Annotated in this window: 15 protein-coding genes and 1 other RNA gene; 13 read left to right on the forward strand and 3 right to left on the reverse strand. The window is 39.2% G+C overall.

Annotated features, from left to right (window positions below):
* The first annotated feature begins 9 nt into the window (after nucleotides 1-9).
* The 6 genes from eno (at nucleotide 10) to ssrA (ending at nucleotide 6113) form a co-directional block, all read left to right on the forward strand.
* The gene (gene eno, locus ACFQ1X_RS11850) at nucleotides 10-1305 is read left to right on the forward strand and encodes a phosphopyruvate hydratase (RefSeq protein WP_144841417.1); all 1296 of its coding nucleotides are present in this window, start codon (nucleotides 10-12) and stop codon (nucleotides 1303-1305) included.
* 103 nt (nucleotides 1306-1408) lie between these two features.
* Nucleotides 1409-1636 carry a preprotein translocase subunit SecG gene (secG, locus tag ACFQ1X_RS11855; protein WP_008429540.1) on the forward strand — a complete coding sequence of 76 codons (228 nt, stop codon included), beginning with the start codon at nucleotides 1409-1411 and terminating at the stop codon, nucleotides 1634-1636.
* A 427-nt stretch (nucleotides 1637-2063) separates the two neighbouring features.
* Complete coding sequence (locus ACFQ1X_RS11860) at nucleotides 2064-2810, forward strand: alpha/beta hydrolase (protein WP_144841419.1); 747 nt, start codon at nucleotides 2064-2066, stop codon at nucleotides 2808-2810.
* A gap of 23 nt (nucleotides 2811-2833) precedes the next feature.
* On the forward strand, nucleotides 2834-5155 hold the full coding sequence (rnr, locus tag ACFQ1X_RS11865; protein WP_144841421.1) for a ribonuclease R: 2322 nt from the start codon (nucleotides 2834-2836) through the stop codon (nucleotides 5153-5155).
* A 52-nt stretch (nucleotides 5156-5207) separates the two neighbouring features.
* A complete protein-coding gene (gene smpB / locus ACFQ1X_RS11870; RefSeq protein ID WP_144841424.1) occupies nucleotides 5208-5672 on the forward strand; it encodes an SsrA-binding protein SmpB in 465 nt (154 codons plus the stop codon).
* Nucleotides 5673-5759: 87 nt separating this feature from the next.
* Nucleotides 5760-6113: a transfer-messenger RNA gene (gene ssrA, locus ACFQ1X_RS11875) on the forward strand.
* A gap of 120 nt (nucleotides 6114-6233) precedes the next feature.
* Here the strand turns inward: ssrA and ACFQ1X_RS11880 are convergent.
* From ACFQ1X_RS11880 to ACFQ1X_RS11890, 3 genes are all read right to left on the reverse strand, one after another.
* Nucleotides 6234-7430 (reverse strand): tyrosine-type recombinase/integrase, encoded by a 1197-nt coding sequence (locus ACFQ1X_RS11880; protein ID WP_144841684.1) that lies wholly within the window; start codon nucleotides 7428-7430, stop codon nucleotides 6234-6236.
* Nucleotides 7431-7614: 184 nt separating this feature from the next.
* Nucleotides 7615-8772, reverse strand: coding sequence for a tyrosine-type recombinase/integrase (locus ACFQ1X_RS11885; RefSeq protein WP_144841683.1), 1158 nt, complete (start codon nucleotides 8770-8772; stop codon nucleotides 7615-7617).
* A gap of 23 nt (nucleotides 8773-8795) precedes the next feature.
* Nucleotides 8796-9026, reverse strand: coding sequence for a helix-turn-helix domain-containing protein (locus ACFQ1X_RS11890; protein WP_144841682.1), 231 nt, complete (start codon nucleotides 9024-9026; stop codon nucleotides 8796-8798).
* A gap of 616 nt (nucleotides 9027-9642) precedes the next feature.
* Here ACFQ1X_RS11890 and ACFQ1X_RS11895 point away from each other — a divergent pair.
* From ACFQ1X_RS11895 to ACFQ1X_RS11925, 7 genes are all read left to right on the forward strand, one after another.
* The gene (locus tag ACFQ1X_RS11895) at nucleotides 9643-9921 is read left to right on the forward strand and encodes a hypothetical protein (protein ID WP_144841655.1); all 279 of its coding nucleotides are present in this window, start codon (nucleotides 9643-9645) and stop codon (nucleotides 9919-9921) included.
* A 38-nt stretch (nucleotides 9922-9959) separates the two neighbouring features.
* The gene (locus ACFQ1X_RS11900; protein WP_379082692.1) at nucleotides 9960-10559 is read left to right on the forward strand and encodes a protein kinase; all 600 of its coding nucleotides are present in this window, start codon (nucleotides 9960-9962) and stop codon (nucleotides 10557-10559) included.
* Between the two features lie 705 nt (nucleotides 10560-11264).
* Complete coding sequence (locus tag ACFQ1X_RS11905) at nucleotides 11265-12524, forward strand: MFS transporter (RefSeq protein ID WP_144841657.1); 1260 nt, start codon at nucleotides 11265-11267, stop codon at nucleotides 12522-12524.
* 222 nt (nucleotides 12525-12746) lie between these two features.
* Nucleotides 12747-12992, forward strand: a complete 246-nt coding sequence (locus ACFQ1X_RS11910) for a hypothetical protein (RefSeq protein WP_144841658.1) — start codon at nucleotides 12747-12749, stop codon at nucleotides 12990-12992.
* 142 nt (nucleotides 12993-13134) lie between these two features.
* The gene (lepB, locus tag ACFQ1X_RS11915) at nucleotides 13135-13701 is read left to right on the forward strand and encodes a signal peptidase I (protein ID WP_144841659.1); all 567 of its coding nucleotides are present in this window, start codon (nucleotides 13135-13137) and stop codon (nucleotides 13699-13701) included.
* 100 nt (nucleotides 13702-13801) lie between these two features.
* Nucleotides 13802-14263, forward strand: a complete 462-nt coding sequence (locus ACFQ1X_RS11920; protein WP_144841660.1) for a hypothetical protein — start codon at nucleotides 13802-13804, stop codon at nucleotides 14261-14263.
* Nucleotides 14264-14369: 106 nt separating this feature from the next.
* Nucleotides 14370-14942 carry a nucleotidyltransferase family protein gene (locus tag ACFQ1X_RS11925; RefSeq protein WP_144841661.1) on the forward strand — a complete coding sequence of 191 codons (573 nt, stop codon included), beginning with the start codon at nucleotides 14370-14372 and terminating at the stop codon, nucleotides 14940-14942.
* The last annotated feature ends 192 nt before the right edge of the window (nucleotides 14943-15134 follow it).

A 15134-nucleotide genomic window follows, 5' to 3' on the forward strand; every position in this document is an offset into this window, starting at 1 on the left:
CTGTTTATATTGCCAATCATTACAGACATTCTAGCACGCGAAGTTCTTGACTCACGGGGAAATCCGACAGTTGAAGTGGAAGTTTTCACAGAAAGCGGCGCTTTCGGACGCGCAATCGTACCATCCGGTGCTTCAACCGGCGAACACGAGGCAGTGGAACTCCGTGACGGCGACAAAAGCCGTTATATGGGCAAAGGGGTATTAAAAGCTGTAGATTTCGTAAACAATGAAATTGCTGAAGAGCTGGAAGAAAATTATTCTGTTCTGGATCAGGTATCAATTGACCAGGCATTGATTGAACTCGACGGCACGGAAAACAAAGGCCGCCTTGGCGCAAACGCGATTCTTGGTGTTTCGATGGCAGTGGCACACGCTGCTGCGGATTATCTGGATCTTCCGCTATATCAATATCTGGGTGGATTCAACGCGAAGCAATTGCCGGTTCCGATGATGAATATCCTGAATGGCGGCGAACATGCCGACAATAATGTGGATATCCAGGAATTCATGATTATGCCGGTCGGTGCGGAATCTTTCCGCCACGCACTGCGCATGGGTACAGAAATTTTCCATACCCTGAAAACTGTATTGAAGGATAAAGGCTATAACACTTCCGTTGGAGATGAAGGCGGCTTTGCTCCGAACCTTGGATCTAACGAAGAAGCGCTCGAAACCATCATGACAGCCATTGAGAAAGCCGGCTACAAACCAGGTGAAGATGTATTGCTTGCAATGGATGTGGCAGCTTCTGAAATTTACAATAAAGAAAAAGGCATCTATAACCTGCCAGGCGACAATACGACGAAAACTTCAGCCCAAATGGTTGATTGGTATGAAGAGCTTGCGGGCAAATACCCGATCGTCTCAATTGAAGATGGATTGGATGAAAACGATTGGGACGGCTTTAAATTATTGACGGAACGCATCGGTGATAAAGTGCAATTGGTCGGGGATGACCTGTTTGTGACTAATACCAAAAAGCTTTCTCAAGGAATCGAGCAGGGAATCGGCAATTCAATCCTGATTAAAGTAAATCAGATCGGGACATTGACTGAAACTTTCGATGCAATTGAAATGGCGAAACGCGCTGGCTACACAGCAGTCATCAGCCACCGTTCAGGCGAATCGGAAGATGTAACGATTGCGGACATCGCAGTTGCGACCAATGCGGGGCAGATCAAAACAGGTGCTCCTTCCCGGACAGACCGCGTTGCGAAATACAATCAATTATTGCGCATCGAAGACCAGCTGCATGACACGGCAAAATACCTTGGTGTCAAAACTTTCTACAATTTGAATAAATAGAACAAAAGAGGCATTGCCTCTTTTTTCTATTGCTATTGTCACAGGTCGCAATTTTTGGTAAACTTATTCTTGTTGTGAAGGTTTTATTCAGGAGGTGGAATTTATGCATACGTTGTTAATGACTTTACTCGTCATCGTATCGCTCGCATTAATCGTTGTCGTATTATTACAATCAGGAAAAAGTGCAGGTCTTTCAGGAGCCATCTCCGGTGGAGCTGAGCAACTTTTCGGCAAGCAAAAAGCACGGGGACTTGATCTTGTCCTCCATCGTGTAACGATTGTACTTGCTGCCTTATTCTTTATTTTGGCTATCGCCGTAACGAAAGTATAAAGTGGATGATCCAATCGCCTGACCAATAAACTGGTTGGGCGTTTTCTTTTATAGTTTGATTTTAAATGCTATAAACCGATATTCCGCAAAACAGCTTGCTAAGAATTTGACCGAAGCTTGTGAGGTCAAGTCTTTGCGACGAAGCAGCGAAGCGATGCAGGAGCATGCTTATTTAACCCTATGCCCTGGGCGTCTGCGCTGTTTTGCTCCATATCTAAGCAAAATATTAAATAATAAAAATTAAAACTTGAATAAACCTTTTAAAATTACTGATTGTAGTGGAAGGTGGCGACTCCTGCGGGAATAGAGTGAGTCCTGAGACCCCGGAGGGAGCGAATGCGACTGAGGAGGCTCAGGCCACTCCCGCGGAAAGCGTCCACCTGGAACGAAAATCAGCAAATTAATATCAATTTCTGGAGGGATTTGTATGAGGATTTCACAGCCAAAGCCATTTTTCTTCAAGGCAGGGCCAAGGGCAGTTCTGTTGCTGCACGGTTTTACAGGCAACTCTGCTGATGTGCGGATGATGGGCCGTTTTCTGGAGAAGAAAGGCTATACATCACTGGCACCACATTTGGAAGGCCACGGCGTCGATCCGGAACAGTTGGTCGAAAGCGGACCTGAAGGCTGGTGGCGGGATGTAGAACAGGCTTACCAGAAGCTGAAAGACGAAGGGTATTCCGAGATTGCTGTGGCCGGATTGTCGCTTGGCGGCGTATTATCCCTGAAAGCAGGGTATACATTTCCTGTGAAGGGCGTCGTGACAATGTGCTCGCCGATGATCATGAAATCGACGGACCTGCTGTTTGAAGGCGTCATCAATTATGCGCGCAATTATAAGAAGCTTGAAGGAAAAGAAGACGATGTTATCGAAGAAGAAATAGAGGCTTTGCGTGAACACGGCATGCCTTCACTATCCGACCTGCGGAAATTGGTGCAGGATGTTAGGGACCATGCAGATCACGTCTATGCTCCGACATTCGTCGCACAGGGCTCTTTGGATAATGTTATTGATACCGATTCAGCGAATATCATCTATGATACAGTGGAATCGTTTGATAAAAAGATTAAGTGGTACGAGAAATCAGGGCATGTAATCACCCTGGATAATGAAAAAGAACAATTGCATGAAGATGTATTGGAATTTCTCGAATCGCTCGATTGGAGCGTGTGAGAACGCCAGAAGGAGGAATTGACATGGGAAATAATGAGATATCGTTGGATCAGCGCTTACTGGCTTTTATGCGCGAAGATGCATATAAGCCATTGACAGTCCAGGAAATCGAAGAACAATTCGGTTTTGAGGATGCTGATGAATTCAAAGAATTGGTAAAGACGTTAGTGAAATTGGAAGAAAAAGGATTATTGGTACGTTCCCGCGCCAATCGCTACGGGGTACCTGAAAGAATGAACCTCATGAGCGGAAAATTCATCGGCCATCCGCGCGGTTTCGGGTTTGTGGCATATGAAGAACCGGGACATGATGATATTTTCATTCCGCCGACAGAAGTCAACGGAGCGATCAACGGAGATAAAGTAATGGTAAGAATAGCAGAATCATCGGGTGGTGATCGCCGTGAAGGTGCCATCATCCGGATTTTGGAACGCGGCACGACACAGGTTGTCGGAACTTTCCAGGACAATAAAGGATTTGGTTTCGTCGTTTCTGATGATAAGAAAATGAATATGGATCTCTTTATTGCCAAAGATGATACACTCGGCGCAATTGACGGCCATAAAGTGGTAGTGGAAATTACCGGCTGGCCGGAAGGACGCAAGTCGGCAACGGGGATGGTTAAACAAATTTTGGGTCATAAAAACGATCCGGGTGTAGATATTCTGTCTATCATCCATAAGCATGGCATTGAAATTGAATTTCCACAGACCGTGCTGGATGAAGCAAATGCGGTACCTGAAGAAATCGAACCGAAAGATCTTGATAATAGAAGGGATCTCCGCAACGAAAAAATTGTTACCATTGACGGAGCAGATGCCAAAGATTTGGATGATGCTGTACAGGTGGTTAAGTTGGATGATGGCACCTATAAACTCGGCGTCCATATTGCGGACGTAAGCCACTATGTTACAGTAGGATCGGAAATGGACCGGGAAGCATATGACCGTGCAACAAGCGTTTATTTGACGGACCGTGTTATCCCGATGATCCCTCATCGCTTGTCGAATGGGATTTGTTCATTGAATCCACAGGTCGATCGGTTGACGCTTTCCTGTGAAATGATTTTCAATGACCAGGGAGATGTCATCTCGCATGAGATTTTCCAGAGTGTTATCCGGACATCTGCCAGAATGACGTATACAGACGTCTATGAAATTCTGGAACAGGATAATCAGGAGCTGAAAGAACAATACCGTGAACTAGTTCCAATGTTTGAATTGATGAAGAACCTTGCAGATATGCTGCGCAATAAACGCATGCGTCGCGGCGCCATTGACTTTGACTTCAAGGAATCGAAAGTCCTGGTTGATGAAGATGGGAATCCGACAGACGTGGTCGTCCGGGAACGTACAGTTTCTGAACGATTGATCGAGGAATTCATGCTGGCAGCAAATGAAACAGTCGCAGAACATTTCCATCGTATGGAAGTTCCTGCACTTTACCGCATACACGAAGATCCGAAACCAGAAAAGCTGCAGCGATTCTTTGAATTCGTCACGAATTTTGGTATCGTGGTAAAAGGTACCGGAAACCAGGTGCATCCACGTGCTTTACAGGAAATTGTGGAATCGGTCGCTGGTAAACCGGAAGAGCCGGTGGTTTCGACAATGATGTTACGTTCGATGCAGCAGGCCAAATATTCTGCTGAAAGCCTGGGACATTTCGGTCTTTCGACAGAATTCTATACACACTTCACATCACCGATCCGCCGTTATCCGGATTTGATTATCCACCGGCTGATTCGCACGTATCTGATTGAGAAAGATCTTTCAGAAGCGACGTTGCGACACTGGGACGCCAATATGGATGATATTGCAACCCATACATCTGAACGCGAAAGACGTGCAGTTGAAGCGGAGCGCGATACGGATGCATTGAAGAAAACGCAATTTATGGCTGATAAGATCGGTGAGGAATTTACGGGGATTATTTCTTCAGTCACCAATTTCGGGTTGTTCGTTGAATTGCCGAATACGATTGAAGGACTGGTCCATGTTTCCAACATGACCGATGATTTCTACCGTTTTGATGACCGCCAGATGATGATGATCGGCGAACGCAGCAACCGCCAGTTCCGCATCGGTGACGAAGTGGAAATTAAAGTCATCGGCGTTAAGCCAGAGGAATCTGCAATTGATTTTGAAATTGTAGGTATGACACAAAATGTGCGACGTACCCGCAAAGACGCACCGAAAGTCATCCGCGCTTCGAAAAAAGAAGGCAGCGGCAAAGTCGGGCGTGACGGCAAGAAGAAAGACGACGGCGGACCGACCCGCAAAGGGAAGAATCCGAAGAAGAAATTCTATGAAGGCGCGGCTAAGAAAAACAAGCGCAAAAAGTAATGAGCAGGGAGCGGCTCCGGCCGCTCCTTTCAACTAATTTGAGGTGGACTAGATGGCAAAAGGATCAGGCAAAGTGATTGCCCAGAACAAAAAAGCCGGTTTTGATTATTTTATTGAAGAAACGATGGAAGCAGGCATTGTGCTCCATGGAACAGAAATTAAATCTGCACGGAACGGCAAAGTGCAATTGAAAGATGCCTTCGTCCGTATCCGAAACGGTGAAGCGTGGATTTCCAATATGCATATCAGTCCTTACGAACAGGGAAACATTTTTAATCACGATCCGACCCGTTCCCGTAAGTTGCTGCTGCATAAAAAGCAGATCATCGAACTCGAATCCCATTCCAAAGAACAAGGGGTGACGATTGTTCCGTTGAAGATGTATTTGAAGGATGGTTTCGCCAAAGTGCTGATCGGTGTCGGTAAAGGGAAGAAGAACTATGATAAGCGAGAAGACTTGAAGAGAAAAGATGCCAAACGGGAAATTGACCGTGCGATGAAAGAACGCAACCGTTAGACTTGAAGTCTGACCTTCTTTGTCTTATAATGGTTTTATAACACAAGCACGTTAGAGTCATACTCTTCTCGTGTCTTCTTATAATGAGGGGACGTTACGGATTCGACAGGGATGATCTGGGCTTGAGTTGCGCGTCGGAGGATCGTCTCCGTCATCAACGTATCTATAACAACTGGCAAAACAAACCAAAACCTAGCATTCGCAGCGTAAGCTCGGATCTGCTCTATGTATCCATCGCCCATGTGGCTATGTAGAGCTCAACTTTAGTGGGATACGGCAGACAGCGCCACTTGAACTGTCTGTAAGAGATTTTCAAGTTAGTGCCCGGGACGCCCGCTTATTGGCAGAACGGTGCATGAAACCCTAATAAGTAAGCTACACGCGTAGATGCTCAAGTAGCGGAGTTTCTGGACGCGGGTTCGACTCCCGCCGTCTCCATAGATTAATTTCATGGAGTTTCATAGAACGTCAAAATCCTTGATATAACAAGGGTTTTGGCGTTTTTTGATGTCATGGAGTTTCATAGAATATCAAATAAACCTAGTCAAAAACCTAGTCAACCTAGTCAAAAACCTCGTCAGTAACCTCGTCGCTCAATGGTAAAATGGTTAAATATTTTTCGAATTTATCAATTGTTTCAGCCCTCGCTTTTTTTGTGACATGTGCATAAACATCTAAAGTTGTTTTAACATCTTTATGGCCTAAACGGTATTGAACTTCTTTAATCGTGGCACCTGCTTCAAAAAGAAGAGAACAGTGCGTGTGACGTAAACCATGAGTTGTTACTGGGTTCAATTTGTATTTTTTTAATATACGTATCAGCCACGGAAAGGTTTTATTAGGTTCATGTATTTGATTTTCTGAATTAGGAAAAATAAATTGATTGGGCTTTAATGTATTGTAGCCATGCTTCAGGTATTCTTTAGCCAATTCATGTTTCCACTCTTTCAATAGCTGCATCGTAGTTTTATCCAGTTTAATCGTGCGAGGTAGTCCATTTTTTGTTGGACCTAAATAAAGACCCTGCTCTCCACGAGCGATTGCTTTATTAATTCGTATTTCACTACTGGTGAAATTGATATCTTTCCACATAAGGGCAAAAGCTTCGCCTTTACGCATCCCTGAATAAGCAAGCAGATGAAAGAATGCATACCGTTTTAAATTGTTTTCCTTTTTAAAGCAATCAAGCAATTCTACCAACTGTTCCCGGTTATAGAAGTTTTCATTCTCCTCTTCATCAATCGATATTTGTTTTTTTACGACAGGGATTTCGACTAAATCAAAAGGATTTCTGTCGATAAAACCACGTTTCATAGCGAAGGTCAAAACTTTAGCTGCATAGGCTTTAATCATTGTAAAACGTTTTAATTTTTTAGCCCATTGATTAACATGTTTTTGACAAATTGCTACATCAATTTTGTCGATCTTGTATTGACCCATAGTCGGCAAGATATGATTCTTAAATATGCGAACTGTTTTTAAGAATGTACTGTCTTGAACAGTATTTTCATAATGCTCAATGTAAATGTCATATACATCCTGATAAGTTTCAGTTGCCTGCTTCTTATAAGAGCCATTCCTAATTTCTCCTTTTAACTTAGCCATTTCGTCCTTTGCTTCTTTTTGTGTTTTAAAGCCTCGCCGTGTAGTACTTAGCTCTTTACCGGTTAACGGATCAACACCAATATAAAGATGGAACATATACCGTGTTGCGTTGCTCTTGAGTTTATAGCTTTTAATCGTTGTTTGCTTACTCATTCTATTCCTCCTGAATGCTTACGGAGATAAGATTGGGAGGGTGTAGTATCAATAACTACAATTATATTTTATCCTTCATGTGCAAGGTACACAAATTATAAATGGGATATAATTTAGTGATTTCTAAAATTTGCTTGATATAAAAAATCGCAAATCGTTAGATAAACGATTTGCGATTTTTCTCTTACTCTTTTTTCAGAAAGTCCTCGAATTTTTTTATTGTGTCAATCTTACTTTTTTCAGAAAGATGTGTGTATACGTTGAGGGTAGTTTTTATATCCTTATGCCCTAAACGTACTTGTACTTCTTTTGCTTCAGCTCCAGCTTCAAATAAAAGCGAGCAGTGAGTATGTCTTAATCCATGTGTATTTAAGTAACGTAAATTACTTCTTGAGCATATTTTTTTCATCCATTTAAAAGTGTACGAAGGCTGCATAAAACTGTTTTTAAGATTGCTAAATACCAGTTGGTTCTTGGAAGAAGTATTAAAACCAAGTGCTTCATAATCTTCAGATTGTACCTTCTTCCATTCTTGTAAAATTTCCATTGTATCTATATCAATGGTAAGAGTTCTTCTTACGCCATTTTTTGTACTTTTTATATAAAGAGGTTTTCTCTTTCCTTGAGAAAGAGCTTTTGTAACGTTAATTTCACTTTTAGTAAAATCAATATCACCCCAAGTAAGTGCAAATGCTTCTCCTTTTCGCATACCTGAATAAACCAGCAACCGATAAAAAGTTTTCACTTTCAAATTAGTTTCCTTGTTGAGTGTATTTAAAAAGATGGTAAGTTCTTCTTTAGAATAGAATTCTATGTCTTGCGAGTCTTCATTTGCATATTGATCTGTTTTTTCAATTCGGCGAGGGACAGGTACCGTATTAAAAGGATTGGTTTTTAAATAGTTATTAGTAATGGCAAAATCTATAACCCTTGAAGCGTAATTCTTAATAATTCTTGTATGTTTAACATTCATCCATTCATTTATGATGGTCTTACAAATAGCAGGTGTAATTTTAGCGATTTTTTTATCTGCTAATTTGGGCAATATGTGATTTTTGAATATAGACTCCGTTTTCTTTAATGTGCTATCTTCTATTCCATTTTTATAATCAACAAGCCACATTGTATAGACATCTTTAAAAGTAATAGGAGTTTGCTGAAAATATTCACCTTCAGATGCAGCTAATTTTAACCTCATTAAAGCTGTATTAGCTTCCCCTTTAGTTTTAAAGTCACGTCTGGTAGTACTGATTTCTTTTCCTGTAATAGGGTTTTTTCCAAGGTAAACTTTAAAATAATAATATTTTTTACCTTTTTTTGTATACTCTGTTATTTTAGTCATTTGAAAACTCCTTAGATTTATATTTAGTAGCTATTTTCTTTTAAAAATTTATCAATCTCTTTTTTAGAAACGCGCTTAATACCACCGACTTCAGCAATTTTTAGCCCCATTAATTGGAATCTTTTAAAAGAATTATATGAAACTCCGGCATACTCCGCTCCTTCCTTTAGAGTCATCCATTCCTTAGATATCATTTTTTGAGCGATTTCATTTAAAACCACTTCTAATTCTTGTTGTGCTGCTTTTCTTTGCATTTTTTAATCTCCTTTGCAATTATTTTAGTAATTTTTATTATGTGGAAAGTTGATTACCTCAAGGCGTTATACATAATAGTTCACAAACTTTAATATTTTAAGAGCAAATTAAAAATTTATTTATTATTGCCTATAAAAGAATGCCCGCTCTTTAGTTTTTACTTTCCTTGAGTTAAATATAAAAATGGTACCAGCCGCTTTTGATCGTTCGAATACTTTGTGTGATTTATTGCTTTAAAATTTTTGATTATGTATTTTACTATTTAGATTGCTGATTTTAGTAGGATCTTAGAAGGAAGACGAGGTAAATAGTTTTATAAGAAATAGGAGAACATAAAAAATATTGCGTATATATATGACAACAAAATCGATACGGATGATAATCAGCTTACATATCATAAGGTTATAGGAAGCTGCAAAAGTAGAAAGGGAGAGATGAAGCTGTGGACAGCAATTCATCTTTCCCTTTTATTACAAGAATGATCTCTTCGAACGGTTAAAAGAAATCTCGATTTTAACTTTTAGAATAAAGCAAAGGGAAATTATGTTAAACTTATTGAAATCAGAATGTTCTTATTTATCGAGAGAATTATCGAATAGGAGAAGGAGAGATATCATGCTGAAAAAAGTGTTTTCCATCCTTTCATCCCTTTGCTTTGTTTTCATTATTTTACCTTTGATACTTCCTGATTCCCCAAATGGTTTCAATGTGATGGATGCTATTTTGAATGTCCATTTACTTTTACCTCTCATTCTTGGAGTGGCCGGAATCATTTTTGGCGTGATCGGAGTGAAAGGACAAGTGAGATTATATTTAGTATTTTTGAATGTTTTTGTTTTAGGCTTTTATATCTTCGCAACTTTAATCGGTCTCTTTGGGTTTAAGGAGCCTTAAATAATTCTCGAGTTAACGCTAAGGAGGAAATGGTTTAGATGGATCAAATAAAAGAAGTACTGCATAAGGTGTTAGAAATAACGACCAGTCAAAACTTCATTGGCATAGGATCTACGAGAAAAGTTTACAGATACAAAAATTTAGTCGTGAAAAATCATTTGCATAAAATAGGGCACTTGCAAAGTATAAAAGAACAAGAAATATACAGTGATTTGAATCTAAAAGGCATGACTCAATACTTAGCACCTGTACTATATGCAGACGAAAAGCTGTCAATTCAGCCCTTCCATGAGCCATTACCTCTAAAGAATGGGGAAACGTATAATATCGAATTTGAAACAGATAACCGTTCGACGAATGAACTGAAAGAGGTAATCGAAGAAATAGATAAAAAATACGATGGCTTCGATCTTTTGGATAGCGGGAACTATGGTTTGAATCAAGATGGGAATCTAATCCTGATTGATTATGGGATGACAAAAAAATTATATGAAAATGAATGGGTTCCGTTAGCAACTGCGGGAATTTTACCGCAGATCTATTTCGAAAGCTGCCAGGTTTGTGGACGAGAAAAGGAACTTAGGATTTATGGTGAGAATGACAGTGATCGCAGGTGTTTAGTGTGTGGTAAGGAATAATTCACTGTAGTTCTTCATTGGAGTAAATGAAAAACTAAATGTTCAAAAGCAATGAGCATGGTAGCTTAAATCATGCTATTATCATAATAAATAATTAATTCGTTCAACTCAAAATCGAAAATAATATAATACATAAAATTTGTGATGTTAACTAAAAGTAATTAACCGATAAAGAAGCTCCGTAAGGGGTACTTTATCGGAAATTTTAAAGAACTGAGGTAAAACGCGGTGTGATATTAACTAAAAATAAGAGACTTCAAAAAATTGAATCAAAGTTAAGTTGATGACTTCTATTTATAGGAGGGTTCAGCAAAATAACGATTACTTCCATGATTCTGCAAGGAACGAGAAGAGATAAACTTGTTAAAGCTTTTCCGGGTCAGGGGAGGAGCTGTCGCAGTTCCAACTTTGCTTTTGCGTTGATTCTTTTTTAAAAGGGAAGTTTCAGGGTAACAGCTCAATTTCATAATCCACTGGTTTAAGAAATAATAAAATTGACTTATATAATCGGTTCCGTGTTTGAGATGAACGATTCTGAGACATCAGGGGTCATCCCCCAATGTCTATCTGTCCATATTTCAGTAAGAATTAGATTTGGCACCTTTGCGTTTACATCATTGTTGTTATGAAATATAAAAAGAAAGCGTTGGGATAAAACGCATGGCCCCTGTTTCATAAAAATGAAAAGGTGGCTATCGAACTGTTATGGATCGTAATTTTTGGCGGTTATTTTTAAGTCAAGCCGCAGCCAATATTGGAGATGTCTTGTATATTGTTGCGTTAATCACCGTTATTTATGAGCTTTACCAATCCGTTTTCCTTTTGAGTCTTTTGCCGTTCATTATTACCATTTGCAAATTCAGCTGCGGAATGCTGTCTCCCATAATACTGGACCGCTTCAAACTCAAGGGATTATTGTTTTCGACACAGCTGATCAAGATAGGTTTGTTTTTGGTGCTGACTATTTTATTGTTCAGTAACCACATCGAATTATGGTGGATTCTCCTTCTGGTTGCGGGCATTTCTATTGCGGATGGAATCCAGCAACCGGTGACATTTGCATTGATCCCATCACTGGTCAAAGAAAAGTATCTGCTGAAAGCAAACAGCGCTACTTCCGTGTCTTTTCAAACCAGCGACCTGCTGACCTGGTCCCTTGGAGCAATTTTAGTGACAGTAATGGGATATGAATATTCACTAATAATTACCATGGCCCTTTATCTGATGTCATTGATGCTGGTAGCGATGATCAGAGTAAATGTGGTCAATGAGGAGAAGGAGGAAAGTGCGAAAGAACACTTGTTCACACTAAAAGATTCTTTGACGGAAGGCTGGGTCCTGATCCTTTCCAACCCATTATTGAAGAAGTTCTTATGGATGGATGTAGTGAAAGGGATTTCTTACACCGTATGGGTAGCGGCAGTGCTTTATGTGTTTGTCGATGAAGTATTGAATGTAAGCCAGGAGTGGTGGGGTTATATTAACACTGCTAGGATCCTGGGTTCACTGCTTGGCGGTTTCATCATTTATAAATTTGCAGATAGAATGAATGGAAGATTGAAGGACTTCCTGTTTTATGCAAGTTTATCCGTTGCTGTCATCTCATTATGCTTTGGTTTTAATACCGTCCCCCTTCTTGCACTTGGTTTGGTTTTCCTTCTTGGTTTTCCAGAGCAAATGGATGACATCATCCAGACCACGATGATTCAGGAACGTATCAAGGAGAAGCAATTGGCCAAAGTCTATACGGCGCAAAGTATGGTCTACTATTTCGTATTCGCCTTTGCCGTCCTAGGCGCAGGCATCTTGGTCGATTTACTCAACGTTCAATTGATATTTATTTTAGCTTCTTTACTACTGTTCATAAACTCTATAATTGCTTGGGGAATTAAAAGAAAAATAAATACCGATAATTCCTCAAATAAGAAAGAGTTGGATATTCTTTCAGAAACAATTAAAGAGTAAATGAGAGTTCGTTTTTGAAAAACTCTGGTGTGTCTTTGGAAAGATGAAACGAGAATATGAGAAATAGTAAAAGAAAAAACGCTCAATCGTATCTCGGTTGAGCGTTTTTTAATTCATTATATTTTTCTTCTTCTGTTTGAATGTAACTTATTAGCAATTAAGTTACATTCAGATTCATGGTATAATTTGGTATATACGGATTTTTTGTTTAGGAGGAGTACAATGAACAACAAGTTTTGGAAAGTTGCTGGTTTCTCATTTTTAATTGTATTTGTTCTCGCTTATTGGTTGGGCGAGCGCACAGTAATGACAACAGATGTAGTTGGAAATAGTTCACCAGCATTATTGACGAGTTCCGAATACTTTTTTAAAACAGTAGGCTATTCTTTAGTGATCACTGCAGTTATTTTACTGGTAGTTTATTTAATTAACTTGATTCAGAAAAAAAGTCGAAAACAATCGTCTTGAGGCAGTACTAACGCAAAAGCTCTTATTGACGATATACGTATCGACGATAAGAGCTTTTGCACTTTTATAAGAAAAACTGAATGTAACATATGTGCAGTTAAGTTAAATTCAGGGCAAATATATTTTAGGAGGGGTTTGAATAATGGAACATTCGAAAAAAGAGAAAAATGAACTTTGGGAATGGGGAAAAGCAATCTTCATTGCTTTCGCGGTGGCTGGAATAATTCGTTTCTTTTTGTTTGCACCAATTGTAGTAGATGGCGAATCGATGATGCCAACACTTGAGAATGGCGATCGGATGATTGTAAACAAAATTGGCTATATCATGGGAGAACCAGACCGATATGACATTGTTGTTTTTCATGCTACTGAAGATACGGATTACATAAAACGTGTAATTGGGCTGCCGGGCGATCATATTGCCTATGAGAATGATCAGCTGTATATAAATGGTAAAATTCAACAGGAGCCTTTCTTATCAGATGTTAAAAATCAGCAAAGTATTGGTAGTATTACATTTACGAACGATTTCACACTGGAAGAATTGCTGGAAATAGAAGTAATACCAGAAGGGCATGTTTTTGTTTTAGGAGATAATCGTAAAAATAGCACCGATAGTCGAATTATTGGACTAGTGCCTATAGAAGAGATAGCCGGCAATACTAATTATGTTTTTTGGCCATTAAGCGAAATGGGCTTTGTAAAATAATCTAAAACACCTAAAGAATGTAAATGTAACTTATTGTGAATTAAGTTACATTCAAAATACTGAATACCTTATAAAACTTCTAAGCAAAGGGAGTTGAAAAATGACGGAAATTACGTTCCTAGCATCCTCAAAACCATTCAAAATTCCAACAGAGATTCAAGAATATAATCAGCGCACAGTATTTGCGACAGAAGAAGATTTTATGTTTTTTACTGTACATGAAGCAGTTGACAGTTGGCTGCAGGAAATTCAGGGCGTTTTTTCTCTGCCATATATTTACGAAGCGGAGGGGATAGGGAATCGGCTATTTCTAAAGTACATTGAAGAGTATATGGAGATCGGAGATGTACTGGAGGTTTATCATGTGCCAAATCAGCATGCATTCCTCAGATACAAGGAAAAGATGCAATCAAATCCGGAACCAATCGAGGTGAATACAGGAACTTATACATACCGGGATTCATCTGGATTTTATCAGTTGAACCCGAAGAAGTGGGTAGAGGAACTGAGCCATCGAAATTTCATTACCGAGCATGGTGTAACTACCTTTGTTAAATATTAATTAATTCTTAAAATGAATGTAACTTATTAGCAATTAAGTTACATTCAACTCTTGAAGAATCTTGTCATTAGAAATTAAATCACGATAAAGCTAAGGGGCTATTACGATGCTAAAAAGTAAATTTGATATTATACTCCTGATACAAAAAGATGAATGGATGATGGAGCTATTAAATGCTGTAAAATCATTGGACCTTCCTGATTGGTGGATATGTGCAGGATTTGTACGCTCAAAAGTTTGGGATACGTTACATGGATTTGAGGAGAGGACCAATCTTCCGGATATTGATGTCATTTATTATGATGACATCAATATTTGTGAAGAAGAAGAGAAGAAAATGGAAGGCAGACTGGAAGCTCTTATTCCGAACATCCCCTGGTCAGTAAAGAACCAAGCAAGAATGCATATAAGAAACAGCGTAGAAGCTTACACTTCCTCTGTTGATGCAATAGCTAAGTTTCCAGAGACTGCAACAGCGTTAGGCATTAAAATGGACAGCCATTACAACTTGATTCTTTCGGCTCCTCATGGAATTCAAGACGTGATTAATTTAGAAGTTAAGCCAACTCCCTTTTTTGCAGCAAATGAAAAGCGGATAGAAGTTTACGAGGATCGCGTGACAAAGAAAAATTGGGAATTGATTTGGAGTCAGCTTAAAGTGCAACACATAAAAAGTTAACCTCAGGAGTTGATATATTATTACAGAGGACAAGTCAAGAACCATTTGATTTCAGAAATTTCTCTTTATTTGAATGTAACTTAATACTAATTAAGTTACATTCCACTGCTGGTAAACACAGGGTTCATTTTCATGCTCTATCTTAAAAAAACTACCAATTTTCAGCCTTAAATTACTTACAAGTTCATCGTT

This window comes from Metaplanococcus flavidus (assembly GCF_042675885.1).
Classification (GTDB): domain Bacteria; phylum Bacillota; class Bacilli; order Bacillales_A; family Planococcaceae; genus Planococcus; species Planococcus flavidus.